The following is a 25,271-nucleotide window of genomic DNA, read 5'->3' on the forward strand; positions in this document are numbered from 1 at the left end:
CGAAATAATCCCGGCTACAGCCTTCCGGCGACGAAGTCGGCCGCTTGGCTGACCATGCCTGACGAGATATAGGCGCTGGCCAGGTGTTGCGGCCAGTTCTCTCGCCAGGTGTTCGGGTCGGCGGGGTTGCAGACGGGGTCGGCGCCGTGACACTGCTCGATGGTGCGGTCGTTGTAGATCGGATTGAAGTTCGTGATGGGGCCGACCCACTGACTGCCGTTGCCGAACAGCGCAACCGCGGCGATGTGCTCGTCGGCACCCGCCGGCAGCGGATTTCTGAAGCTCCATACCTTGAAGGGGACCGCGAGCACCACGTCGGCGACGGCCGCGCCCAGCGAGTAGCCCCCCGGCACTATGCGGGTGTTCGGGCATCCGTTGATCGTGTTCTGGATGTGGGCGCTCATGTCGTTGGCGCCCTGGTCGATCTGATTGTCGGCGGGGTAGTTCACCGCATACAGACTGACGTTCTTGGAGGTCTTGGAGCGCAGCGCGCTGACGAACGCGTTGCCGACCGCGCCGGCCCCGGGTGATTCCAGGCGCCCGCGGGCGAACACCACTTCGACGTCGGGGCAGGCCGCGCCGGCCGGTGCAACGGCGCCGGGTGCGCCGGCGGGAATCATGACGGGCCCGGTCAGCAGGGCTGCCGCCAACACGATGCCCAGACTTGTGAGTCGCAACCGGCGGGTCGAGGAATCGCTCACGAACTGGATAGTAGTGGGCTCACCCGCTCCGCGACCGATCCAGATACCCGGCCAGCGCATTGGTCAGACCGCGACGGGCCTCGTCGAGATCGGCGTAGGAACCCAGCTGGCGCTCGGAGACCAACCCGCGCATCGCACCGGGGATCAGCGCGGCCACCTCGCGCACCCGTTGGGGATCGACGTCCAGATCGGCGAATGCCTGGTGGCAGGTCGCAAGCCAACTGCGGCCCCAGGAGAACAACTCCGCCGCGGTGCGGGGATACAACCGTTCCAGCTCGTGATGGTCGCGGGGGAGGGCGGCCCGTAGATTCTCGATCGCCCGCGAATCCTGCGACGCCAGACCGTCGTACAGCGTGTCGATGATCGCCGCAACCCGATCCCGCAGCGGCGCATCCGATTTCACTCCGGCAAACGCCGCCATCGCGGCGTTGCGACGTTCGGCGGTGCGGTGCAACACCGCCGCCCAGAAGCCGTCGACGTCGCCGAACTGGTACTGCACCGCACCCCAGGTGGCGCCGCTCTCCTTGGCGATCCGGCTGGCCGACACCGCACCCGGGTCGCCGGTGGCCAGCGAACGCACCGCCGCGTCCAGCATCGCCTCGCGGGTGGCCTGCCCCCGCTTGTTGCTGCGCCGCGGCACCGGTTGCGTCATCCCACGGATCCTAACAACGTTTCCATAGTGACCACTATGATTCTGTGTCGAAGCGCACTATGCTGCGGAAGTCGGCCCGGTCGGAGACCACAGAGAGGACACGTTGACATGGCCAAACCACCCTTGTCGATGAACCCGACAGGCTGGTTTCAAGTGGCCTGGTCCGACGAGATCGGCGTCGGCGACGTCCACACCATGAAGTACTTCGGCCGGGAGATGATCGCCTGGCGCGCGGAGTCCGGTCAGCTCACCGTGATGAACGCCTACTGCGAGCACCTGGGCGCCCACCTTGGCTACGGCGGCACCGTCTGCGGCGAGGTACTGCAATGCCCGTTCCACGGCTGGCAGTGGAACTCCCAGGGCCGCAACGTCTGTATCCCCTATCAGGACAAGCCCAATCGCGGCCGGCGCATCACCACCTATCCCGTCGTGGAACGCAACGAGTCGGTCTACATCTGGAACGACGCGCAGGGGCGCGAGCCCTATTTCGACGCGCCGGACGTGTTCGCCAGCTTCGACGATCGCAGCGCCGCCGACTACTACCCCCAACAACGACTGTTCCGGGCGGGTCTGGAGCTGCATCCGCAGTACGTCCTGGAGAACGGCGTGGATTTCGCCCACTTCAAATATGTGCACCGGACCCCGATCGTGCCGGTGTTCACCCGACACGACTTCGCCGAACCGGTGTCCTACGTCGACTTCACCATCACCTTCGAAGGCGACGACGGGCAGAAGATCGAAGACGTCAACAGCGGTGTGGAAGCCATCAACGGCGGCTTGGGCATCGCGGTGACCAAGAGCTGGGGAATGATCGACAACCGCACCATCTCGGCCATCACCCCCGTCGACGAATCCACTTCCGACGTCCGCTTCATGGTCTATATCGGCCGCTCACCGGCCGGCGGTGATCCGGCCCGCGCCGAGGCCAGGGCGGGCGAGTTCGGGCGGGAAGTGATCCGTCAGTTCGAACAGGACATCCACATCTGGTCGCATCAGCGCTATTCGGACCCGCCCGCCCTGGCGACCGCCGAATACGAGGGATTCACCGCGATCCGCCAGTGGGCCAAGCAGTTCTATCCCGACGGCATCGGCGGCAGCGCTGCCGAGGTCTATGCCCAGAAAGGTTTCACCGCATGAACACAGCCGCCGCACCGGTCCGCGTTTTCCAGGTCGCCACCGGCAACGTCGGGACCGAGATGATCCGGCGGTTCGCCGCCCGGGACGACTTGGAACTGGTCGGCGTGCACTGCTATTCGCCGGACAAGATCGGCAAGGACACCGGCGAGCTGGCCGGAATCGCGCCCAACGGGGTGATCGCGACGGGCAGCGTCGAGGAGATCATCGCGGCCAAGCCGGACGTGCTGACGTTTCACGGCGTGTTCCCCGATGAGGACCTCTACGTTCGGATCCTCGAGGCGGGCATCAACATCGTCACCACCGCCGACTGGATCACCGGCTGGCATCGCGACAAGAACCACCCCCACCCGTCGGGCAAACCGGTGACGCAGCTCCTGCGGGAGGCCGCTGAGTTGGGCGGTGCGACGTTCTACGGCACCGGGATGAACCCGGGCCTCAATCAGATTCTGGGCGTGGTGTGTTCGGCCGACGTCGCCGAGATCGAGAACGTCACCACCATCGAATCCGTCGACGTGTCGTGCCACCACTCCAAGGACACCTGGATCGAGGTCGGCTACGGTCAACCGGCCGACGATCCGGAGATCCCGGCAAAGCTGGAGAAGTTCACCCGGGTCTTCGCCGACAGCGTGCTGATGATGGCCGACTGCTTCGACCTCACTCTCGATGAGGTGACGTTCAACTACGAACTGGGCGTCTGCACCAAGGACGTCGACCTGGGCTGGTACACCCTGCCCAAGGGGTCGTTAGGCGGCAACTACATCAAGTACCAGGGCATGGTGGACGGTGTGCCGCGCATCGAGACGCATCTGGAATGGCAGATGACGCCGTTCACCGAGCCGAACTGGAACATCAAGGGCTGCTACATCACCCGGGTCACCGGCGATCCGTGCGTCTACAACAAGCACATGATCTTCCCCAAACCCGGTGTGGACCTGTCCAACCCGGACAACTTCGCCTCGATCGGAATGACGGTCACCGGGCTGCCCGCCCTCAACGCGATCAAGTCGGTGGTGGCCGCACCGCCCGGCCTGTTGACCAGTGCCGACCTGCCGCTGCGCGGATTCGCCGGGCGCTTCCGCAGGTGACCGTGGCGGGCCGGGTTGTCGCGTTGGCGCGGGGCATGCGCGAGCTGGTGGCCGCCGAGGCCGCCGCATCCGAGCAGGACCGCACACTGACCGCCCCCATCGTCGACGAGATGTGGCGCACTGGTCTGATGTCGGCGTTCAATCCGGCCGCCGCCGGTGGAGTCGAACCGTCCTTCACCGAGATGATCGAGACCTGGATCGAAATGGCCTGGCAGGACGGGTCATTCGGCTGGGTCGGGATCGCCAACATGCCGTCCTCCTTCGCAGCGGCGGCATATCTTCCCGACGACGGCTTCGCGGAGGTGTTCTCCGCGCACGACAACCACGTCACGCTGGGTGGCCAATACTTCCCCAACGGGCAGGGCACCGCCGTCGACGGCGGCTACCGGCTGAGCGGAGCGTGGAGTTTCGGCTCGGGCATCGGCCACTCGCAGTACGTCGCCGCCGGCTTTTTCCCGATGGACGACGGCGAGATGCGCTGGGTCAGCGACGGTGTGCCCGACATGCAGGTCGCGGTCATCCCGCGTGAGCAGATCTCGTTCAACGACGGCTGGCATGTCCAGGGGCTCAAGGCAACCGGCTCCTACGACTACAGCGCGCAGGACGTGTTCGTGCCGCGGCGCCGGACGTTTCGACTGTTCTGTCGCGAACCGTTTCGGGGTGGATCGCCGGCCGCCCGGATGGGGTTGATGCCGGTGACGGCTGCCGGACACGCATCCTGGGCACTCGGTGTCGCCAAGAGCATGCTTGACGACGTCACCGAGCTGGCGGCCACCAAGTACCGCATGAGCGATATGGCGGCGTTGGCCACTCGCCAGACCTTTCAGAAGGGCCTGGCCCACCACGTCGCCGCCTGGCGGGCCGCCCGGTTGCTGGTGCTTGACGCCTTCACCACCGCCGAGGCCACCGTCGCCGCGGGCGAAGACCTGACGCCGGGCTTGCGGGCCGATATGCGGGTGGCCGCCGTCTACGCTACCGATACAGCCAGAAACTGTGCCGAATGGGCACATCTGGTCGCCGGAACCACGGCGATCCGGGAGGGCAGCCGCTTCGAACGCGCATTCCGAGACATCTACACCGGAACCCAGCACGCCTTCATCAGCGAGAAGGTCGCCATCGACGCGGCCCAGATCTGGCTCGGTCTTATCGACGACCAGTTCGGGCTCTGAACCGCGGCCGGCTCAGGGGGCCTCGGCGGGCAGCGGCGTGCCGGAGCTGCCTTCGGGCAGTGGGGTTCCGGAGCTGCCGGGCGGCGGTGCGGCAGGTCCCGGCCTGGAGGGGCGCTGCGATGGGGGGCGGACCTGGGCCGGTGCCGGTGACCGCTGGCCGCTGCCGCCGCTGGCCGGAGCCTGCGACGACCCGGCGGCCGGCGGCTGCGACGGAGCCTGGGGCTGGGGCGCGGGCGGCGGAGACTGCGGTGCCGGCGCCACCCACCGGATCTGGTCGGCGCCGCCGACCTGGTACACCATGCTGTTGGGTGCGTCGCCGGTGACGTCGAAGTAGACCTTGCCGGTGGTCTTCTGGCCCTGGGCGAGGCCGGTCGGCACGATGCCGTGCGCCGTGGGCACGGTGAACAGCGATTGATAGTTCTGGCCGCTGGCCGAGCGGGCACTGAGGTTGGCGACGATCGGGAAAACGGTGCCCTGGATCGCCTCGTCGGTGGCGGTGGCCTCCCACAGGGTGCCGCGCGGCTGGTAGGGGATGGCATCCGAGCTGGGCCGCAGATCGTTGACCGTCCAGCCGTGGACCCCGGGGCCCTCCGCCACGGTGCCCTGGGTGCCGATCGGGTGGGTGGCCGGGTCAGGTCCTTCTGCCGCGGCGATCCCGGTGCTCAATATTCCGGTGGCGGCCAGCGCCCCCGCGGCCAGGGCGATCGAGATGGACTTCATGGGTCTGACTCCTCGGTTCGGCTGCGTCCCGATGGCATTGGTACTCAAGTACTGAATCGTAACGGGCTACCGACCAGGCTACCCAGAAACGAGTCCGGCCCGGCCCCGCAGGAGCGGAGGCCGGGCCGGGCTGACGATCCAGAACTAGCCGGCGGAGTGGCTCGCGCCGCTGGCCGAGGGGGTCCCGGGGGTGGCGGGGATCGGCGTGCCCTGGCTTCCTGGGCTTCCTGCCGAAACCGATGCCGCGCCCTCCGAACCCGCCGTCGGCGCACCCGGGGTCTCCGGCGGCAGCGGTGTGCCCGAGCTGCCGGACGCCGCGGCCGGCGTCTCGGGCTTGGCGGGGGCACCCGGGGCCTGCTGCGAGGACGGGGCCGAGCCGGCGGCGGGAGCCGACGACTCCGCGGCGCCCGAGGTGGCCGGGGTCTCGGTGCTACCCGTGGCAGAGGTGCCGCCCGTGGCAGAGGTGCCGCCCGTGGAAGCCGGGGTTTCCGAACCGGCCGCCGATGCCGGGGTGCCGTCGGCCTCGGCCGGAAGCGGGGTGCCCTGGCTGCCGGCGGTGGCCGGCGTGGTGCCGGTAGCGGCCGGCGCGCCCTGGGTGCCCTGGGTGCCCGACTGGGCGGGCTTCGGGCTGGTGGCCGCCGGAGTGGACGGGCGCTGCGCACCGGTGGCGGCCGGAGTCGACGAACCACCGCCGGTCGGCGCGGCCGGTGCCGCGGGCGTCCAGACCAACAGGTCCTTACCGGCGCCCTGGTAGACCGCACTGTTGGGAGCGTCGCCGGTGACGTCGAAGTAGACCTTGCCGCTGGTCTTCTGACCCTGCGTCAGGTTGGAGGGGTTCACACCTTGCGGGGTGGCAACCGTGAACAGGGCCGGGTAGGTCTGACCGCTCGGTGAGCGGGCGCCGAGGTTGGCGACCACCGGAGTGACAGTGCCCTGGATGGCAACGTCGGTGGCGGTGGCCTCCCACAGGGTGCCGCGCGGCTGGTAGGGGATGGGGTCCGAGCTGGGACGCAGGTCGCTGACCGTCCAGCCCTGGATGACCCCGCCGTTCTCCACCGTGCCCTGGGTGCCGATCGGGTGGGTCGTCGGCGCCGGGTCACCGGCGTCCGCGCTGGCGATCGCGGCGCTGAAGGCTCCGGCGGCGGCCAACGCCCCGGCTGCTGCCACGGCGGTAGTGATCAACTTCATCGTTGGTGGACTCCTCGGTTCGACTGGATCTCGGGGTTGATGCGGGTTGATGTGTGCGGCGGTGCAGTGATTCCAGACCGTGAATCCTAACGGATTTGACGTCGCGGTTTATTCGCCTCGGCGGGTTCGTCAGGAATGCGAACTCCACCAGGTATAGAACTGCTCCAGGGTGGGCGTGCTGCGTTCGGTGTGCAGCGAGCCGATCACCAGGTTGTCGTCGTTGGTCCACGCCAGCGTGGGGGAGCCCTGGCGCATACCGCACACCAGCATCCCGCTCGACTTGTCCGGGGTTGCGGTGCGATGCCAGGCGCCCGGCGACTGGATTCGTCCCGGGCAGGTGACGACGGTGGTGGCCTGCACCGTGTTGTCGAAGCTCAGGCGCAGCGCGCCGGCATCCGGAAACAGTGAGTAGGTCGCCGAAGGAGGCCCGTCGAGGTCGACGTTGCGGCCGCAGTTCACCTCCGCGATGGCGCCTCCCAAGGGTGTGGTCGACGTACAGGTGCCCTGCGGATAGCCCGAGGGCAGCAGTTTGAGCAGTCGCGCCTGGGCCTCAGCGGATGACACGGTCGTCGTGGGCTGACTCGCTCCCGCGGCCGAACCCGAGGTGTCGGTGTCGGCGGCCAGTTCGTCGGAACGCGATCGGTTCATCATCCAGGTGATCAGCCCCACGACTACGAGCAATACCGCGGCGATACGCAGCATGAGTCGGCGTTTGCCGGGATCTTGATGCAGGGGAAGCTGCCGTGCCGAGTTGAACCAGTCGTCGTCGGCGGTCGAGATGCGGGGCACGCTGTGTGGCGCGGCCAGGGAGGGCGCGGTGCTGGGCTCCGGTATCGGTGCGGGCTCGGATGGCGGGTCTGAGTGCACCGGCGGCACTTCGATCTGCGCCGGGGGCGGCTCGGCCGGCACGGTGGGCGGGATCGCAGGTTCGGCGGGCGGCACCTGCGCAGTCGGATGCGCCACCGGGGGCTCAGGCCGTTCGGCGGGGGGCGTCTCGGTCGGAACCGATGATGGCGCACTCGGACTCGGCTGCTCGATCAACGGCGGGGTGGCCTGCTGGCTGGTCTCGTAGATATGCAGCGTCCGGTGCTGATCGGGCGCGCTGAGTGCCTGGTAGGCCGCGGTGGCCAACTCCGCTGCGGTGGCATAGCGCTCCCGAGGGTCCTTGGCCATGCCCTTGGCGATCACCGCGTCCAGGGTGGCCGGGATAGTCGCTCCGGCATGGCTGGGTCGCGGAATCGGCTTGTTCTGGTGTGCGTTGGCCAGCATCTTGTAGCTGTCCGCCCGGTACGGGGGCGAGCCCGTAAGGCACTGGTAGAGCACACACGCCAGCGAGTAGATGTCCACGCCGGGACCGAACTCACCGCCGGAGAACAGCTCCGGTGCGGCGTACTTCCAGCGGGCGCCCGCATTGTCCGCGTCGGCCGCGCCGGCCCCGGGGGCGCCGTTCAGCCCGAAGTCCACCAGATAGACGAAGTCGTCGTCGGTCAGCAGGATGTTGCGCGGTTTGACGCCCTGATGGATCACCCCGGCACCATGCGCGGCGTCCAGTGCGGATGCGGCCTGCCAGACGATGTTCACCGCGCGGGGTGGCGGCAGTACGCCGGTGCGCTTCAGCAGCGCGGCCAAGTCGACGCCCGAGACCAGGGGCATATCGATGAACACTTCGCCGTCCAGTTCGCCGTAGTCGCGGACGGGAACCACGTGCGGCTCCTGGACCCGCCCGACGACGAGCGCCTCACGCTGCAACCATTCCCGGAACGCCGGGTCCCGGCCCATCGCCGGTGCGAGCAGTTTGACTGCGGCGGTGCGGTCCTTCTGCGTGTCGAATGCCTCGTACACCTCACCGGTGGCTCCGCGCCCCAGCAGTCGTTTGATGAGGTAACGCCCAACGCGTGAACCGGTCCGCGAACTCGACGCGGTCTCGCCCATCACCGACTCCTCAAGCAAACCCATGAACCCCGATCACCGGAACTGCGAGCCCGGCGACATTGCCGTCAATGATTTCATCATTGAACCCGGCGGCGATCAGCCGGTAGCGACAACTTCTGCCGATTGGTCACCGGCCGGTGAGGTTGCTGATCGTCATGATCTCCAGATTGCGGTACGCGCGCCCGGTGGGCTGCACAAGATCGTGGAACCAGACCTGCGGCTCCGCGGTGTAGGGATTGTCCCAGGAGTCCCATGGCAGGTAGGTCTGCGTTCTGCCGGCGACGAAACCCCAGTTGTAGGCGCCGACATTGTGACGCTTCATGATCGGCAGAATTCCGTCAATGGTGTTGCCGCGGGTGCGGGCCAGGTACTCGGTACACATCATCGGCCGGCCCAGCGGCGCGAGCTCGGCGATGCGCTCACTGAACGTCGCGGGTTGGTCGTAGGAGTGGAACGTGATGACGTCGGAGTTGTTGAGCTGGGTGTTGACGATCGCACTGCCCTGTCGTGAGCCCTCCCAGATCCCACTGGTCAGCGGCTGACGGGCATCGACCGACCGCGCCCAGTTGAACACCTGTGGGAGCAGGTCACTGATGAGGTCCAGCTTGTCGGACCGTTCGACGCTGCTGTACTCGCGGGCCATGTTGTCCGGTTCGTTCCACAGATCCCACGCCAGAATCCGCTCGTCGTAGCGGAATTGGGTCATCACGCCGGTGACGTAGTCATACAGGGTGCGGTAGTAATTGCGGTCGCCGAGTCGCTCGGCTCCCGGACTCTGGACCCATCGCGAGTTGTGGATACCGACCCGGGGAGCGGGCTGCGGTCCGGCCTTGGGGTGCGGGTCCCAGCAGGAGTCGAACAGCACGAACGTCGGCTTGATGCGGTGGCGGGCGGCGACGGAGACGAACTGCGCCAGTCGGTACTGGAAGCCCTTGCGGTCGGCGGCCCACAGCTGGTCGTGCAGGAACACCCGCACGGTGTTGAAGCCCGCTGACTGGGCCCAGCCCAGCTCGGCGTCGATGCGCCGCAGATCGAAGGTCGCGGGCTGGAACATCTCGAGCTGGTTGACTGCGGTCGAGGTGATGTAGTTGGAGCCGACGGGCCAGCCCTGCGCCTGGTACCAGCGGTTTACCCGGTCGATCGACCAGCGGCCGGGGTCTGCACCGGCTCTCGGGATCCGGCTGAGCGTGGGACCCGCCGCCAACAGGAGGGGGAGCCCCAGTGCCGTTCGACGTTTCACGAAGTGACCATAACGTCCGGACCTGTGGCATGGTGTCCGAACGTGCGGCCTGTCGCGGAGCAAATCGGGCTGTCGCAACAGTGGCAACAGCAGCCCCCTAGACTGCACCGATACTCCTCAGTCCCATTCGTGTTGCCGGGAGGCCGACTATGTCGCAGCACCTGCAGGACAAGGTCGTCGTCATCACCGGCGCCGGCGGTGGATTCGGCAAACTGATCGCCGAGAAGTGTGCCGCCGGGGGTGCCCGCGTCGTCGGCGTCGACATCGGCGCGGAGAGCCTCGCGGCGGTCTTCGACGGGATCCGTGAGGCCGGACAGTCCGGTACTTACAAGGTCGCCGACGTCACCGACATGGAGCAGATGAAAGCCGTTGTGCAGCATGCGGTGCAGACCTTCGGCGCGGTGGACGTCATTGTCAACAACGCCGGCGTGATGCCGCTGGCCTACTTCGCCGACCACGAGAAGGCCTGGCAGCAGTGGCACCGGGCGATCGACATCAACATCAAGGGCGTGGTGAACGGGATCTCCGCCGTCTACGACCAGATGATCAGCCAGGGCCGGGGGCACGTCGTCAACATCTCGTCGATCTACGGCAACGCCGGGGTGGCCGGATCCGGGGTCTACAGCGCCACCAAGGCCGCGGTCACCGTGCTGTCGGACTCCCTGCGCAGCGAGGCGAAGGGAAAGATCAAGGTGACCACGGTCAAGCCGACCGGCGTGCTGGGCACCAATCTCGGCCGGGGCGTGGTCAACGGCGCGGCGATCATGGGCATCGTCGGCTCCCGCGGCCAGAGCTACATGCAATCGGTCACCGCCTTCGCCGAGGGCACCCTGACAGCAGAACAGACCGACGTCGACTCGGTGAAGTACTGGCTGATCACCCCCGACGATCTCGCCGAGGCGGTGGTACACGTCATCGACCAGCCCTGGGGCATCAGCATCAGTGACATCACCGTGCGGGCCAGCGGCGAAGACTACATCTACTGACGCCGAGGCGGTACGTGACGATGTCTCCGGAGTCTCCCGACACCGACTGGGATTCACCGGCCTACACCGCAGCCGAAGCCGCCCACTATCACGCCGTCGGCTGGTGGTCGCAGACCACGCTGTCGGATGCGGTGCGCCGCAATGCGCAACGCTTCCCCGACCGGGGGTCCTATACCGACTACCTCGGCGGGGCACTGAGCTGGCAGGAATTCGACGCCGCGGTCGACGAGCTGGCTGCTCGGCTGGCGGGGGCGGGCGTGCGGCCCGGCGACCGGATCGCGGTGTGGCATCGCGATTCCGCGGCGATTCATGTGCTGTTCGTGGCGCTCGAGCGGTGCGGCGCGGTGGTGGTGGGTAACGGAGCGCGGGCCGGAACGCGGGAGGTGAACGCGATCCTGGCCGCCTCGCAGGCGAAGCTGTTGATCACCGACGAGCAGCGGTACGCGGCCGCGACCGACCTCGACATCGAAACGTTGAGCATCGATGAGCTGAACGGGGCTGCCGTAACCGGTGTGCCGGGTCCGCAACTCGGCCCGGACGAGGTCTTCCTGATCAACTCCACCTCCGGCACCACCGGACTGCCCAAGTGCGTGGTGCACACCCAGAACCGCTGGCACTACTTCCACCAGCTGGCCGTCGCCAATGGGCAGCTGGGCGCCGACGACGTCTTTCTGCCGATCATTCCCACCCCGTTCGGCTTCGGGCTCTGGACCAGCCACACCACCCCGATCCACCTCGGTGCCACCGCGGTCTTGCTCGACCGCTTCACCGCGGCGGCAACCTGCGCTGCGATCGAGCGGCACCGAGTCAGCGTTTTGTGCTGCGTCAGCACGCAATTGACGATGATGATGGCGGATCCGGCCAGCCGCGCATGTGACCTGAGTTCGCTGCGCGTGGTGTTCACCGGCGGCGAGGCATTGCCCTATCGGCCCGCCGCGGAGTTCGAGGAGCTCACCGGCGCGAAGATTCTGCAGTTCTACGGCTCCAACGAGACGGGGCTGCTCAGCGCGACCACTCTGGACGACCCGCTGGAGCGGCGGCTGCGTACCGGTGGGCGGATCGTCCCGGAGATGGCGGTCCGGCTTTTCGGCGGCGAAGACGGCAACACCGACGTGACCGACACGGGTCGGGGACAACCCGCATGCCGCGGACCCGCGACCAGCCTGGGCTACCTGAACGGGGTCGACCACGACAAGCTGTTCACCCCCGACGGCTGGATGCGGATGGGGGACATCTGTGAGATCGATGCCGACGGCTATCTGAGTGTCACCGGCCGGACATCGGACTTCATTCTGCGAGGCGGCAAGAACATCAGTGCCGCCCAGGTCGAAGATGCGGTCATGACCCATCCCGCGATCGCGGTGGCCGCCGCGGTGCCGATGCCCGATGAGGTGTTCGGCGAAAAGGTCTGTGTCTTTGTTGAACTGGCGGGCGTCGAACCGGCGGGCGAGGGCACTCTTGAGTTGCCCGAACTCGTCGAGCATCTGCTGGCGCTGGGGGTGTCGAAGGAACTGCTGCCGGAGCGCTTGGTCGTCGTCGATGAACTGCCGCGCTCCTCGGGCGGCAAGATCGCCAAGGGCCAGCTGCGGGAAGAGATTCAGTCCGGGGAGGATCGCTGAACGCCACGTGCGCCAGCCGTTGCATCGTCGTCATCGAGGAGCTCGGGGTGCATCACCGTCGGCGGCTTGAGCTGCTTGTCGCCATGCCTCCCGTACGGTCGGACGCGCTAGACGTGTCAGAGCCGGGAGTTGTCAGCGGCGTTCGGTAGGGTCCGTCGGCGTGACCGCGAATGTGACCCTCAAACCGGTGAATGCCCGCCTTGCCGACGAACTCGAAGTAGCCGAACGGCAGGTCGCGGCCGCGGTGGCGCTGCTCGACGAGGGGGCGACGGTTCCGTTCATCGCCCGCTACCGCAAGGAGGTCACCGGCAGTCTCGACGACGGCCAGCTGCGCACCCTCGAGGAGCGGCTGCGCTACCTGCGTGAGCTCGACGACCGTCGGGCCGCGGTGCTGTCCTCGATCGAGGAGCAGGGCAAGCTCACCGACGAGCTGCGAAACGCGCTGCTGTCGGCCGACACCAAAGCCCGCGTGGAGGACATCTACCTGCCCTACAAGCCCAAGCGACGCACCAAGGCGCAGATCGCGCGAGAAGCCGGCTTGGAGCCGCTGGCCGAGCGGCTGCTCGCGGACCCCGCACTGGACCCCCAGCAGCTCGCGTCGGAGTACACCGGCGAGGAGGTCGCCGACGCCGCGGCCGCACTGGGGGGTGCCCGCGCGATTCTGGTCGAACGCGCCGCCGAGGATGCCGAGCTGGTGGGCGCGGTCCGGGAGAAGTTCTGGACCTCCGGTTCGCTGCGGACCGCGCCACGATCCCAAGAGGCAGCGAAAAGTGCCGCGGCACAGAAGTTCCGGGACTACTTCGAGTTCACCGAAGCGCTCGATTCCATGCCGTCGCATCGTGTGCTGGCCGTGCTGCGAGGTGAGAAGGAGGAGGCCCTGGCGTTGTCCTTCGAGGGCGGCGGTGACGAGCCCTACCAGGCGATGGTGGCGAAATCGCTCGGTGTGGACATGACCGGACCCGGCCAGGCGACGCCCTGGCTGGCCGAGACCGTGCGGTGGGCGTGGGACACCCGGCTGGCGTTCTCGGCGGCGGTCGACGCCCGAATGCGGCTCAAGCAGCGTGCCGAACAGGACGCGGTGGCGGTGTTCGCCAAGAACCTCAAGGATCTGCTGCTGGCCGCGCCGGCGGGCAACCGCACCACCCTCGGACTGGACCCGGGATTTCGCACCGGGGTGAAGGTGGCCGTCGTCGACGGCACCGGCAAGGTCCTCGACACCTGCGCGATCTTCCCCCACCAACCCCAGAAGCAGTGGGATCAGGCCAAGGCGGCGCTGGCCGCACTGGTTGCCCGCCACGGTGTCGACCTGATCGCCGTCGGCAACGGCACCGCGTCGCGGGAGACCGACGCCCTGGCCGCCGAGCTGATCGCAGACCTCAAGGCCGCCGGCGCCCCCGCACCGGTCAAGGCGATGGTCAGCGAGGCCGGCGCCTCGGTGTACTCGGCGTCGGCCTACGCCGCGCATGAACTGCCGGAGCTGGACGTCACCCTGCGCGGGGCGGTGTCGATCGCCCGTCGGCTGCAGGATCCGTTGGCCGAGCTGGTCAAGATCGAGCCGAAGTCGATCGGCGTGGGCCAGTACCAACACGACGTGACGCCCGGAACGCTGGCGCGCAGCCTCGACGCCGTGGTCGAGGACGCCGTGAACGCCGTCGGCGTCGACCTCAACACCGCGTCGGCGCCGCTGCTGGCCAAGGTGTCCGGGGTGTCGGAATCGCTGGCCGAAGCCATTGTGGCGCACCGCGACCAGACCGGGCCGTTCCGCAATCGGGCCGCCCTGCTCGACGTGCCACGCTTGGGGCCCAAGGCATTCGAGCAATGCGCGGGCTTCCTGCGCATCCGCGACGGTGACGACCCGCTGGACTCCTCGGGGGTGCATCCCGAGGCATACCCGGTGGTCCGACGCATCCTGGACCGTGCGCAGGTCACCCTGGCCGAGATCATCGGTGACGAACGGCTGCTGCGATCGCTGCGACCCGGCGACTTCGCCGACGACCGGTTCGGGCTGCCGACCGTGACCGACATCCTCGCCGAATTGGAGAAACCGGGCCGCGACCCGAGGCCGGCATTCTCCACGGCCACGTTCGCCGCGGGTGTGGAGAAGGTGGCCGACCTCAAGGTGGGCATGGTGCTGGAGGGCGTGGTGACCAACGTCGCGGCCTTCGGCGCGTTTGTGGATGTCGGCGTGCACCAGGACGGTCTGGTGCACGTCTCGGCGATGGCGGACCGCTTCGTCTCCGATCCACACGAGGTGGTCCGTTCCGGCCAGGTGGTCAAGGTGAAGGTCGTCGATGTCGACATCGACCGTCAGCGGATCGGGCTGAGCCTGCGGCTGGGGGACAACGCGAACAAGCCGGCCCGCGGCCCGGTCGCCAAACCCGCTGCGCGCGGGGACACCGCCAAGCAGAATCGGGGACGGCGCCCCGGCAACGGTGCCGGTCGCCGGGACACGGCCCCGGCAGGCGGGTCGATGGCTCAGGCGCTACGTGACGCCGGGTTCGGAAGGTAGGGATGGATGGCCACGGTAGACAGCTCATCCCTTGAGGCCACGCAGAAGTTCGCCGACATCGTCGGCGCGTCCGGGCTCCTGACCGGCGAGCAGATCGGCCCCGACTACGCCCACGACGAGGCACTGGTCGGTGCACCGGTGACACCGCGTTACGTCGCCCGCCCGCAGACCGCCGAACAGGTCGCGGAGCTGCTGGCCGCGGCGACCGAAGCCAAGGTTCCGGTGACCGCCCGCGGATCGGGCACCGGACTGTCCGGTGGAGCGCGGCCGTGCGCCGACGGTCTGTTGATCTCTTTCGAACGAATGAACGCGATCCTGGAGATCGACACCGACAACCAGGTCGCGGTGGTGCAGCCCGGGGTCACCCTGGCCGACCTTGACACCGCGACCGCCGAGGCGGGGTTGATGTACACCGTCTTCCCCGGCGAACTGTCCGCCAGTGTCGGTGGCAACGTCGGCACCAACGCCGGCGGCATGCGCGCGATCAAGTACGGCGTGACCCGCCACAACGTGCTCGGGCTGCAGGCCGCGCTGCCGACCGGTGAGCTGATCCGCACCGGTGGCCGGATCACCAAGCTGTCCACCGGATATGACCTGACCCAGTTGATCATCGGCTCGGAGGGCACCTGCGCGCTGGCCACCGAGGTGACCGTGCGGCTCTATCCGCGGCTGGCGCACTCCGCGACCCTGCTGGCGCCGTTCACGGACCTGCCCGCGGTGATGCGTGCCGTGCCGACGGTGGTGCGCAGCGGCGTGGACCCGGTGATTCTCGAATACGTCGACAAACTCACCCTGGCCGCGATCAGCTACTCCCAAAGCCTCAATCTGGGTATCCCCGACGCGGTCCGCGAGACCGCCGAGGCGTACCTGGTGATCGGGGTGGAGAACCGCGACCGCGACCGCCTCGACGACGACGTGGCCATGCTGGGCGAACTGCTGGGCTCACTCGGGGCGGTCGATGTCTATGTGCTGGAGGGTAATTCGGCACACGCCCTGATCGAGGCCCGCGAAAGGGCGTTCTGGACGGCCAAGGCCGCCGGCGCCCACGACGTCATCGACGTGGTGGTCCCGCGTGCGGTGATGCACCAGTTCTTCACCCGGGCGCAAGAATTCGCCCAAGCGGCGGGCGCCGGGGTGGTCGGCTGTGGCCACGCCGGCGACGGCAACGTCCACCTGGCGGTGTTCTGCGCCGACGACGATGCGCGGCACCGGCTGTTGCACGACATCTTCTCGGCTGCGATGACGCTGGGCGGCGCCATCTCCGGTGAGCACGGCCTGGGACGGGTGAAGACCCAGCATTTCCTGGAACTCGAGGATCCGGTCAAGATCGCCCTGATGCGCCGGATCAAAGATGCCTTCGACCCGGCCGGGATCCTCAACCCCGGCGTGCTTCTATAGGCAGCAGATCGCGAGCGTCCGGCAAGGCAATAGGCCGGTGCACATTTCGGTGCCCGGCAAGAAAGGCAGCCACATGACTAACGGAGCGCAGGCCCTGATCGCCACCTTGGTCGACAGCGGTGTGCAGGTCTGCTTCGCCAACCCCGGCACCTCCGAGATGCACTTCGTGGCCGCACTGGACTCGGTGCCGCAGATGCGCGGGGTGTTGTGCCTGTTCGAAGGCGTGGTGACCGGAGCCGCCGACGGGTATGCCCGGATCGCCGAGAAGCCGGCCGCCACCCTGCTGCACCTCGGGCCCGGGCTGGGCAACGGCCTGGCCAACCTGCACAACGCCCGCCGCGCGCATGTGCCGGTGGTCAACGTCATCGGGGACCACGCCACCTACCACAAGAAGTACGACGCGCCGCTGGAATCCGACATCGAGCCGCTGACCGACTGGACCCACGGCTGGGTGCGCCGCACCGGTTCCGGTGGTGACGTCGGGCGTGATGCCGCCGAAGCGGTGGCGGCATCGATGGCCAGCCCCGCGCAGGTGGCCAACCTGATCCTGCCCGCCGACATCTCCTGGGACGAGGGTGCGCAAGCGGCCAGCCCGGTGGACCCGGTCCCCGCGGCTGCGCCCGACGCGCAGGTCATCGCCGAGATCGCCGATGTGCTGCGCAGCGGTGAGCCGGTGGCATTGCTGATCGGTGGACCCGCCGCGGCCGACGTGGGCGCGCTGGAGGCCACCGACCGGATCGCCGCCGCAACCGGTGCCCGCGCGCTGGTCGAGACCTTCCCGGCCCGGCTGACCCGCGGCGCCGGGGTTCCGGCGATCGACCGCCTCGGCTACCTGGCCGAGCAGGCCGCGTTCCAACTGGACGGGATCAAGCACCTGGTGGTGGCCGGTACCCGGGCCCCGGTGTCGTTCTTCGCCTATCCCGGCAAGCCCAGCGACCTGGTTCCGGAAGGATGCGCCGTCCACAATCTGGCCGGCCTCGAGACGGATGTGGCGGCCGCGCTGGTGCAGCTGGCCGAGGCGGTGGCGCCCGGGGCGCAGCCGCGGCCGGCGCCCGCGGCCGTCCCCGACCTGCCGACCGGGCAGCTCACAGCGCAGAACTGGGTGCAGGTGATCGCGGCCCTGCTGCCGGACGACGCGATCATCTCCGATGAGTCCAACACCTCGGGCCTGATGCTGCCCGCGACCACGGCCGGCGCACCGCGCCACGACGTGCTCACGCTCACCGGCGGGGCGATCGGCCAGGGCCTGCCGGTCGCGCTGGGCGCCGCCGTCGCCGCGCCGGATCGGCCGGTGATCGCGTTGCAGGCGGACGGCAGCGCGGCCTACACCATCTCCGCGTTGTGGTCGATGGCGCGGGAGAACGTCAACGTCACCACGGTGCTGATCAACAACAGCTCGTATGCGATCCTGCGCATGGAACTGGCCCGGGTGGGCGCCGAAGGCGGGGGGCCGAAAGCGAACAACCTGCTCGACCTGTCACGGCCGAACATGGACTTCGCGAAGATCGCCGAGGGGTTCGGGGTGCCGGCGACGGTGGCGACCACCTGCGAGGAACTCGCCGAACAGTTCCGCCGTGCCCTGGCCGAGCCGGGGCCGCACCTGATCGACGCGCGGATCCCGGCGCTGTTCTGACGCGTACTAGCCGATGCTCTGGCCCGCGGTGAGGCGGCCCGCGACGAAGCTGGCGGCCTCGTCGGCCTTGCCGTCCTGCACGTACATCAGGTGCGGGACGACGCTGCCGCTGTCCTCGCAGTAGATGTCGCCCGCGAGGCAGAAGTCGATGGCCTTCGGGCGGTAGGACGCGGCCAGGACCGGCAGCGGGCCGCCCCACAACGAGGTCGAGTACGGACTCGACGGCGGGCCGAAGAGCGCCACCGCGGCGACGTGGTTGGCGACCTGGGCCGGCAGTGAGTTGCTGGACATCTCGATGACGCTGGCGCCCTGAGAGTAGCCGCCGAGCACGAGCTTGGTGTTCGGGCAGTTGGCGACCGTGCCCTGGATGTGGGAGGTGGCGTCCGCTTCACCGAGCTCTGCGCTGTTGCGGTAGTCGGTGCTGGCCGGGTACGCAACCGGGTAGACGTGGACGTCGCGGCCGGGGAGCTGGTCCCGGAGTGCAGCCACGAATGCCTCGCCGACGTCTCCGAGCCCGACGGGCTGACCGGAGCCGCGGGCGAAGACCACCTCGGTGTCCGGGCAGGCCTCGGCGGCGGCGATCGGCATGCCACCCGGGGCGCCCACCAGCGTTCCCGTCAGCATCACGGCGGCAGCGACGGTGCGAACAGTGTTACGCAAGTTCATCCTTCAAATGCTGCCATGCTCCGGTCTGGCGACCGGCTCTCGGGTCGGAGTTCAGCGCTGCGGGCAGGGCGAACAGCAAATCACAAAGCCGGTGCCGCATCACGAAGGCGGTGGTTGCAGCCGGTTTGCCGCGTAGGCCGCGCCCTCGTCGGCGATCCCGTCGTAGGCGCCGGGGGCGTGCGCGGCGAAATTCATGCCCTCGGAGCAGACCGGGTCTTCCGGTGCACACAGCTGGATGGTCTTGGCCAGGTACGCGGGGCCGATAGCCAGCGGCGGCTGGCCGAGGAAATTCATCGCCCGATCGTTCGGGGTGCCGAACAGCACCACGGCGGCGACGTGGTCGGCCACCTCCGGGGGCATCGGCTGTGGTACATCGATGCCGTGCACCCCGTCGGGGATGACGCTGGCGGTGGAGAAACCCATCACCGCGGCGCCCTGCGAGAAGCCGCCCAGCACCATCTTGGTCTTGGGGCACGTCGCCGCGGTGGCCTCGATGTGGGCGGTGGCGTCCCTGATGCCCTGAATGCCGGTCGGCCAGTCATTGGTGGCGGGGTAGTCGATCGCGTACACCTCCACCGAGCGGTCCGGTACCCGGGCCCTCAGAGCGTCGACGAATGCTTGCCCGGTCTCGCCGAGCCCGGCCTCCTCGCCGGTACCCCTAGCAAACAACGTCTGGACGTCCGGGCACGGCTCGGCAAAGGCGGATGGGGTCGTGATGGCGGTGCTCTGCAGCAGCCAGGTCAGGGCCAGCGCAACACCGAGAATACGAAGGAGCTGACGTGTGTTCACCGGACCATGGTGGCATACGAATCTGGTGGTGCGAAGCCGACACCCCTGGGAGAAAACGTATTTGAAAATTACCGACCGGCTGCGTAGCCACACGCTGTGTAGCCCGTAGCGGCCATCTGAGTCGTCGCTGAGATCAACTCCAACGGGCCTACGGTCGCCTCAGCGTGTTGCTCGGTGTCGATGAAGTGACCACCGGTCCGTCGTTCTGGAGCAAACTCCAAGGGCGGCCGCGACGGTGGGTGCGAGCAGCAGAATCCTCAGCCCGGTCGCCCCGAATGAGGCCGGTCAACGCTCGGGTGAGGGCGACAGACCACTTATCAATTCAACGCGGCGCGGCGCACAACGCGGTTCACCGCGCGCATGGGATTTGACGGTAAACGCTTCCGAAAGGACCGTTGCGAGTTACCCGCCGCACCAATGGCACTCGAATGCCGGGTAAACCGGACAGGCGTCGATAAAATTGCGACGACCGGTGTCTTTCTGATCGCCGGACCACACCGTGGATGGGACAGCATGGCGCAAGAGACAGGCCCCGCGATGGGGATGTCCGTGGGGGCGACCACTTTGGCGGCAGTTACCGCCGACCGCGCGATCACCCGACGGCCTGTGCTGACTCTGTTCCGGGATCGGCCGTCCCAGGTCGGCATGCCGTCGGAGAATTCGGCGGTCAGTTCCGAACTGCACGAACGCGGACTCGTGGTGAGCGATTTCGTGGATCGCGTCGGCAGTGACAGGCCGGTTGTGGCGGGCGACGGGTCCACCCACCGCGCGGACCAATTGCTTGGTGACGGGCTGCATGCGCTGGCCTACGCGGTGACCGAGGGGCGTCCGATACCACCCGCGGTGGCGGTCGCCCATCCCGCCCATTGGTCGCGCGAAGCCGTCGCTGCGTTGCGCACCGCGTTGGGGCGGGTATCGGAGTGGGCGCAGCATCCGGTGACGCTGATCTCCGACACCGCAGCAGTTCTGACTGCGCTGCAAGCGAATCCGGGTCTGCCGGATCACGGCATCATCGCCGTGTGCGACTTCGGGGGCAGCGGGAGCAACATCACGCTCGTCGATGCCGGTCGCGGTTTTGAGCCGATCAGTGCCACTCGGCGCTGCACCACGTTCTCCGGGGACGTGATCGACCAGGCGCTGTTGGATCACGTGGTGGCCGATCTGGGCGGCAACGGCGACGGGCCCCCGACGGTGGGGTCGTTGACCAGGCTGCGCAATCAGTGCCGTGACGCCAAAGAACAGCTGTCGTCGGAGACGGTGGCCGAACTGGCGGGATTCCACGGCGGCGTCTGGCTGACTCGGGCAGAACTCGACGAGGCATTGCGCCAGCCGCTCGAAGGGTTCTTCACGGCGCTGCAGAACACCTTGGACGACAACGGAGTTGCGCCCGGTAACCTGTCGGCGATCGTCTCGGTCGGCGGCGGGGCGAATATGCCGACCGTCACGACGGGTCTGTCGCAACGCTTCGGCGTTCCCGTCATCAGCTCTCCGCGACCACAGTTGACCGCGGCCATCGGTGCCGCGCTGAGTGTTGCCGGCAATGTGGTGGCAACCCCGAAGAGGACGCCGCCACCGGCCGAGCCGGCGGCGTTCCCCGAGGCTGCACCGCCGCCTGAACGCACACCGCCACCGGCTGCGGACGGTCCACCGAATCCGCCGCTGCAGCCATTGATGACGCCACCGCCGCCTCGCCCGGCGCCGCCGCGGCCGCCCGCCCCACCGGAGCCCGACGAAATCGGCGGCCGGGTGGGCGTGGCGTGGTACCGGAGGCCGGTCCCGGTGGTCATCCTGGCCGCACTCGTGGCGATGGCGTTGGGCACGGTGGCTGTGCTGGTGCTGCGCCAAGCCGCCGACAACGCACCGGAATCCGGAGTACTGACGACGGTGTCGACCACCGCCTCCACACCGTCATCGACGTCCGAGGCGCCCCCGGCGTTCGCGCCCCGCCCCGAGCCCTCTCCGCCGGCCATCCCGGAGTTTCCGGAGACCCCGGTCTACCCGGTTCCGGAGGGCCCCGAGATCCCGGCCAGTCCCTAGGCCCTACGCCGCGGGCTTGGCCAGCACGACCAGCGCCAGCGGAATCTGCACCTGCTGTGGGTTGCCCGCGATCCGGGCAGCGACACCGGCTTCGAGGTGGCGCACGAAATCGCCCGCCCGCGGGTCGTCGACGCCACCGGCCAGCGCGGCTGCCAGGGTGGGGAAGATGGCGGCGCTGGTGAACGCCGCCCACTGGGCGCCGAGCGTGCCCGCGTTGCCGTCGAGCTGGTACTGGCTCCAGAACCGGTCCTCGGCGTCGAACACCTCCAGTCGCTCGATCGTCAGGGACTCGAACCGCCCGGCGGGGGCGAACGGCGCGCGAAGTTCCTTCTCACTGCGTCCGAGCACCGGGATCGTCATCCGGGCGACCTCGGCGCGGGTGAGCAGGCCCTGATCCACCTGCTCGTCGAGCACCGCGACGATCGCGTCGAGCAGGGGCTGGTAGCCGGACCGGCCGGCGGCGTCGACGGCCGCGGTCAACACCAGGAGCTTTCCGCCCGGGCTCAGTTCGCGGCCGCGGAACGCGACGAAGTCGTGCCAATCCTGCGCGGCCTGGCGCGCGTAGGCGCGCCGCGCGGCGGTGTCGTCGCTGTGCTCGACATGGACGTGATCGTCAAATGTGGGCAGTTCTGCTCCCGCCCGGCGCAGCCACATCGTCGACCAGGAGGTCCAGCCCAGGGTGACGCTCTGCGACGGCAGGATCTGGGCGTAGAAGGACCGGCCGATCGCCGAGGGGAAGCTGGCCGCGTCCTTGCGGGCATAGCTGTCGGGATCTTCGGCCAGTGTGGTGAACAGCGCGGTGAAGTCGTTGTCGGGCAGGTCGGTGTGGGCGACCAGCACGGCGTGGTCGGGCCGGGTGCGCCGGCGAAACGCCGCGATGGCGGCGCCGATCGGCAGCAGTGAGTTGTAGCCGGTGGCCGCGCCGTAGTCGGCGACGACGATCGGCCGCGGCGCGGGCGGCAACGGAACCGTCGCCGCCAGCTGCTCGAACACGCTGGTGGCGTGCGTCAGCCCTGCCGCCTGCAACCGCTTCGAGGGGTTTCCGGCGGGCTCGGGGCGCACGACGATGCTCGACTCCGGCATGTACACCTCCGACCGTCGCGGCCCGCAACCGACATCACCTTTGACGGTAGCGGCATGAGCAATCCGTGGCACACTTCCGAAGGTGAGCGCGCAGCGGGCGATCGGACGCATTCCGGTCGTGTTGGCCGCAGGTCTCATGGCCGTCGGGGTGATCGGTTTCGTGGCTGCGCTGATTCTCAACGTCTTCGTACTGGACCGATACGACGCCTACGGCGAGGTGCCGATCCCGGGGACGGGCACCGTGCACCTGCCGGCGGGCGAAGTGACGGTGAATCTGCACACCCGGGTCGTCTCCAGTCCGTCCGGCGGCGGGCTGCCGGTGCCTCCGCTGAGTCTGCGGGTGACGTCACCGCCCGGGGTGGCCGAGCCGGAGTTCGAGGAAAGCGTCGGGATGACCACCACGGTCAACAACGACTCACGGCGGCGGCTGTGGCGGATGCGGGTGGAGACGGCCGGCGACTACCAGATCACCACCGACGGGCAGGTCGGCGCGTACATCGCACCGCACCTGGCCTTCGGGCGGCCCGCCGGCCACTGGTCGTTGGTCGCGCTGTTCCCGGTGGTGTTCGGGGTCGGTCTGGTGAATTTCGTTGCGGCGCAATGGTGGGCGGCACGCCTGCGACGCCGGCCCACGAGGGCGGGCCGCACCGACGCATGGGAAATCCCCGACGACGCGCGGTACGTCCCCGACGACGCCCGCTACGTCCCCGACGGCCAGGCGCTCCGTATCCAGCAGCTCAAAACCATAACGGCCCTGCGTGATTGCGGGGCGTTGACGCAGAAGGAGTTCGCCGAAGAGAAGCGGCGCATCCTTCGCGAGCACTGACTGGTCAGTGGCCGCGCTGGATTGGCCACTTCCTCTTCGCCGCTCGTTCCTCGCGATGCATCGTCAGTGGCCGGCCTGGATGGGCCGCTTCCTCCGCACGCTCGTTCCTCGCGATGCATCGTCAGTGGCCGGCCTGGATGGGCCGCTTCCTCCGCACCGCTCGTTCCTCGCGATGCATCGTCAGTGGCCGCGGGCCACCCATTCGTCGTAGTGAACCAGTTCGTCACCGATGCGGGTGCTGTCACCGTGCCCGGTGTAGACGACGGTGTCGGCTGGCAGTTTGCCGAGCCGCTCGGAGATCGACGCCAGGATCGTCGGGAAGTCCGAGAACGAACGTCCCGTCGCACCCGGACCGCCGCAGAACAGGGTGTCGCCGCTGAACACCGCGCCCAAGTCCGGTGCGTGCCAGCACACCGAACCCGGTGAGTGACCCGGCGTGTGCAGCGCCCGCAGTTCCAGCCCTCCGACGGCGAGGGTGTCACCGTCGCCGACCGCGCGAAAGTCGCTGTCCGGATGCGTCATCTGCCACAACATGTCATCGCCGGGATGCAGCAGTACCGGCGCGTCGAGCCGTTTGCCCAACTCGGGTGCGACGGTGATGTGGTCGTTGTGGCCGTGCGTGCAGACCACGGCCACCACATTGCGCCCGCCGACGGCGTCGATGATCGGGGTCGCGTCGTGGGCGGCGTCGAAGACCACCACATCCGAGTCGTCGCCGACGATCCAGATGTTGTTGTCGACTTCCCAACTGCCACCGTCTAGTTCGAAGGTCCCGTGGGTGACCACCCGCTGGATCGCGTCGCCGGCGGTCATAGCACCACGACCGACCGCAGCACCTCGCCGTCGTGCATGCGATGGAAGGCCTTCTCGACGTCGTCCAGCCCGATGCGCTCGGAGACGAACTTCTCCAGCGGAAGCCGGCCCTGCAGATACAGGCTGATCAGGGTGGGGAAGTCGCGTTCGGGCAGGCAGTCGCCGTACCAGGACGACTTCAGCGAACCGCCGCGGGAGAAGAAGTCGATCAGCGGCATCTCCAGGCGCATGTCCGGGGTCGGAACTCCCACCAGCACAACGGTTCCGGCCAGGTCGCGGGCGTAGAATGCCTGCTTCCAGGTCTCCGGGCGGCCCACGGCGTCGATCACCACGTCGGCGCCGAAGCCGTCGGTGAGATCTTGGATGGTCTCGACCGGGTCGAGCTCGCGGGCGTTGATGGTGTGAGTGGCGCCGAAGTCTCGGGCCCAGTTCAGCTTGGTGTTGTCGGTATCGACCGCGATGATGCGCCTGGCGCCCACCAAAGCGGCACCGGCGATCGCCGCGTCACCCACACCGCCGCACCCGATCACCGCGACGGTGTCATCACGGGTGACGCCACCGGTGTTGATCGCCGCACCCAGACCGGCCATCACCCCGCAGCCCAGCAGTCCGGCTACCGCGGGATCGGCGGTCGGATCGACCTTGGTGCACTGGCCTTCGTGGACCAGGGTCTTGTCGGCGAACGCTCCGATGCCCAGCGCGGGAGTGAGCTCGGTGCCGTCGGTCAACGTCATCGGCACCGAGGCGTTGAAGGTGTCGAAGCACAGGTGCGGGCGTCCGCGCTTGCAGGCCCGGCACTGGCCGCACACCGCACGCCAGTTCAGGATCACGAAGTCCCCGGGTTCGACCGCGGTCACCGCGGATCCCACCGTCTCGACGGTGCCGGCCGCCTCGTGGCCCAGCAGGAACGGGTAGCTGTCGTTGATGCCGCCGTCCCGGTAGGTCAGGTCGGTGTGGCACACCCCGCAGGCGGTGACGGCGACGACGACGTCGTGCGCGCCGGGGTCGGGGATGACGATGTCGGTCAGCTCGACCGGTTTGCCCTTCTCACGGGAGATCACGCCGCGCACTGTCTGACTCATGCGCTC

At 68.4% G+C, this 25,271-nt stretch carries 21 protein-coding genes; 10 read left to right on the plus strand and 11 right to left on the minus strand.

The window, feature by feature from the left end; all coding sequences use genetic code 11:
- Nucleotides 1-14: 14 nt before the first annotated feature.
- Both AWC16_RS06215 and AWC16_RS06220 read right to left on the minus strand, forming a co-directional pair.
- A complete protein-coding gene (locus tag AWC16_RS06215; protein WP_085263928.1) occupies nucleotides 15-701 on the minus strand; it encodes a cutinase family protein in 687 nt (228 codons plus the stop codon).
- A 19-nt stretch (nucleotides 702-720) separates the two neighbouring features.
- Complete coding sequence (locus AWC16_RS06220) at nucleotides 721-1,353, minus strand: TetR/AcrR family transcriptional regulator (protein WP_085263929.1); 633 nt, start codon at nucleotides 1,351-1,353, stop codon at nucleotides 721-723.
- A gap of 108 nt (nucleotides 1,354-1,461) precedes the next feature.
- Here AWC16_RS06220 and AWC16_RS06225 point away from each other — a divergent pair, with 108 nt between their 5' ends.
- The 3 genes from AWC16_RS06225 to AWC16_RS06235 are packed head-to-tail and all read left to right on the plus strand — an operon-like array spanning nucleotide 1,462 to nucleotide 4,744.
- Complete coding sequence (locus AWC16_RS06225; protein ID WP_085263930.1) at nucleotides 1,462-2,490, plus strand: Rieske 2Fe-2S domain-containing protein; 1,029 nt, start codon at nucleotides 1,462-1,464, stop codon at nucleotides 2,488-2,490.
- Nucleotides 2,487-3,575 carry an NAD(P)H-dependent amine dehydrogenase family protein gene (locus AWC16_RS06230; protein ID WP_085263931.1) on the plus strand — a complete coding sequence of 363 codons (1,089 nt, stop codon included), beginning with the start codon at nucleotides 2,487-2,489 and terminating at the stop codon, nucleotides 3,573-3,575. Before AWC16_RS06225 ends, AWC16_RS06230 begins: the two co-directional genes overlap by 4 nt.
- Nucleotides 3,576-3,610: 35 nt before the next feature.
- Nucleotides 3,611-4,744, plus strand: a complete 1,134-nt coding sequence (locus AWC16_RS06235; RefSeq protein WP_085264104.1) for an acyl-CoA dehydrogenase family protein — start codon at nucleotides 3,611-3,613, stop codon at nucleotides 4,742-4,744.
- A gap of 12 nt (nucleotides 4,745-4,756) precedes the next feature.
- Here AWC16_RS06235 and AWC16_RS06240 read toward each other — a convergent pair whose 3' ends face one another.
- From AWC16_RS06240 to AWC16_RS06255, 4 genes are all read right to left on the minus strand, one after another.
- Nucleotides 4,757-5,464 carry an MPT63 family protein gene (locus AWC16_RS06240; RefSeq protein ID WP_085263932.1) on the minus strand — a complete coding sequence of 236 codons (708 nt, stop codon included), beginning with the start codon at nucleotides 5,462-5,464 and terminating at the stop codon, nucleotides 4,757-4,759.
- Between the two features lie 144 nt (nucleotides 5,465-5,608).
- Nucleotides 5,609-6,652, minus strand: coding sequence for an MPT63 family protein (locus AWC16_RS06245; RefSeq protein WP_085263933.1), 1,044 nt, complete (start codon nucleotides 6,650-6,652; stop codon nucleotides 5,609-5,611).
- 129 nt (nucleotides 6,653-6,781) lie between these two features.
- On the minus strand, nucleotides 6,782-8,584 hold the full coding sequence (locus AWC16_RS06250) for a serine/threonine-protein kinase (RefSeq protein WP_165759173.1): 1,803 nt from the start codon (nucleotides 8,582-8,584) through the stop codon (nucleotides 6,782-6,784).
- Between the two features lie 127 nt (nucleotides 8,585-8,711).
- Nucleotides 8,712-9,824 (minus strand): cellulase family glycosylhydrolase, encoded by a 1,113-nt coding sequence (locus AWC16_RS06255; RefSeq protein ID WP_085263935.1) that lies wholly within the window; start codon nucleotides 9,822-9,824, stop codon nucleotides 8,712-8,714.
- Nucleotides 9,825-9,973: 149 nt separating this feature from the next.
- Here AWC16_RS06255 and AWC16_RS06260 point away from each other — a divergent pair, with 149 nt between their 5' ends.
- From AWC16_RS06260 to AWC16_RS06280, 5 genes are all read left to right on the plus strand, one after another.
- Nucleotides 9,974-10,810 (plus strand): SDR family oxidoreductase, encoded by an 837-nt coding sequence (locus AWC16_RS06260; protein WP_085263936.1) that lies wholly within the window; start codon nucleotides 9,974-9,976, stop codon nucleotides 10,808-10,810.
- Nucleotides 10,811-10,830: 20 nt separating this feature from the next.
- Entirely contained in the window at nucleotides 10,831-12,429 is a 1,599-nt protein-coding gene (locus AWC16_RS06265; protein WP_085263937.1) for a class I adenylate-forming enzyme family protein, read from the plus strand.
- A gap of 160 nt (nucleotides 12,430-12,589) precedes the next feature.
- A complete protein-coding gene (locus AWC16_RS06270; RefSeq protein ID WP_085263938.1) occupies nucleotides 12,590-14,938 on the plus strand; it encodes a Tex family protein in 2,349 nt (782 codons plus the stop codon).
- Between the two features lie 6 nt (nucleotides 14,939-14,944).
- On the plus strand, nucleotides 14,945-16,336 hold the full coding sequence (locus tag AWC16_RS06275; RefSeq protein WP_085263939.1) for an FAD-binding oxidoreductase: 1,392 nt from the start codon (nucleotides 14,945-14,947) through the stop codon (nucleotides 16,334-16,336).
- 73 nt (nucleotides 16,337-16,409) lie between these two features.
- Entirely contained in the window at nucleotides 16,410-17,969 is a 1,560-nt protein-coding gene (locus tag AWC16_RS06280) for an acetolactate synthase large subunit (RefSeq protein WP_085264105.1), read from the plus strand.
- Between the two features lie 6 nt (nucleotides 17,970-17,975).
- Here the strand turns inward: AWC16_RS06280 and AWC16_RS06285 are convergent, their stop codons facing one another.
- Both AWC16_RS06285 and AWC16_RS06290 read right to left on the minus strand, forming a co-directional pair.
- Nucleotides 17,976-18,635, minus strand: a complete 660-nt coding sequence (locus tag AWC16_RS06285; protein WP_085263940.1) for a cutinase family protein — start codon at nucleotides 18,633-18,635, stop codon at nucleotides 17,976-17,978.
- A 99-nt stretch (nucleotides 18,636-18,734) separates the two neighbouring features.
- Nucleotides 18,735-19,424 (minus strand): cutinase family protein, encoded by a 690-nt coding sequence (locus AWC16_RS06290; protein ID WP_085263941.1) that lies wholly within the window; start codon nucleotides 19,422-19,424, stop codon nucleotides 18,735-18,737.
- Between the two features lie 513 nt (nucleotides 19,425-19,937).
- Here AWC16_RS06290 and AWC16_RS06295 point away from each other — a divergent pair.
- Nucleotides 19,938-21,461, plus strand: a complete 1,524-nt coding sequence (locus AWC16_RS06295; protein WP_165759174.1) for an Hsp70 family protein — start codon at nucleotides 19,938-19,940, stop codon at nucleotides 21,459-21,461.
- A gap of 3 nt (nucleotides 21,462-21,464) precedes the next feature.
- On the opposite strand, the gene AWC16_RS06300 is transcribed toward AWC16_RS06295, so the two are convergent.
- On the minus strand, nucleotides 21,465-22,544 hold the full coding sequence (locus AWC16_RS06300) for a class I SAM-dependent methyltransferase (RefSeq protein WP_085264106.1): 1,080 nt from the start codon (nucleotides 22,542-22,544) through the stop codon (nucleotides 21,465-21,467).
- An 82-nt stretch (nucleotides 22,545-22,626) separates the two neighbouring features.
- Between AWC16_RS06300 and AWC16_RS06305 the strand changes: the two genes are divergently transcribed.
- Complete coding sequence (locus AWC16_RS06305; protein WP_085263943.1) at nucleotides 22,627-23,370, plus strand: SHOCT domain-containing protein; 744 nt, start codon at nucleotides 22,627-22,629, stop codon at nucleotides 23,368-23,370.
- Nucleotides 23,371-23,550: 180 nt separating this feature from the next.
- Here the strand turns inward: AWC16_RS06305 and AWC16_RS06310 are convergent, their stop codons facing one another.
- Nucleotides 23,551-24,183 (minus strand): MBL fold metallo-hydrolase, encoded by a 633-nt coding sequence (locus AWC16_RS06310; RefSeq protein ID WP_085263944.1) that lies wholly within the window; start codon nucleotides 24,181-24,183, stop codon nucleotides 23,551-23,553.
- Nucleotides 24,180-25,265 carry an S-(hydroxymethyl)mycothiol dehydrogenase gene (locus AWC16_RS06315; RefSeq protein ID WP_085263945.1) on the minus strand — a complete coding sequence of 362 codons (1,086 nt, stop codon included), beginning with the start codon at nucleotides 25,263-25,265 and terminating at the stop codon, nucleotides 24,180-24,182. Before AWC16_RS06315 ends, AWC16_RS06310 begins: the two co-directional genes overlap by 4 nt.
- Nucleotides 25,266-25,271 lie beyond the last annotated feature (6 nt).

Origin of the sequence: Mycolicibacter longobardus, from assembly GCF_002102265.1 — a bacterium.
Lineage (GTDB): Bacteria > Actinomycetota > Actinomycetes > Mycobacteriales > Mycobacteriaceae > Mycobacterium > Mycobacterium longobardum.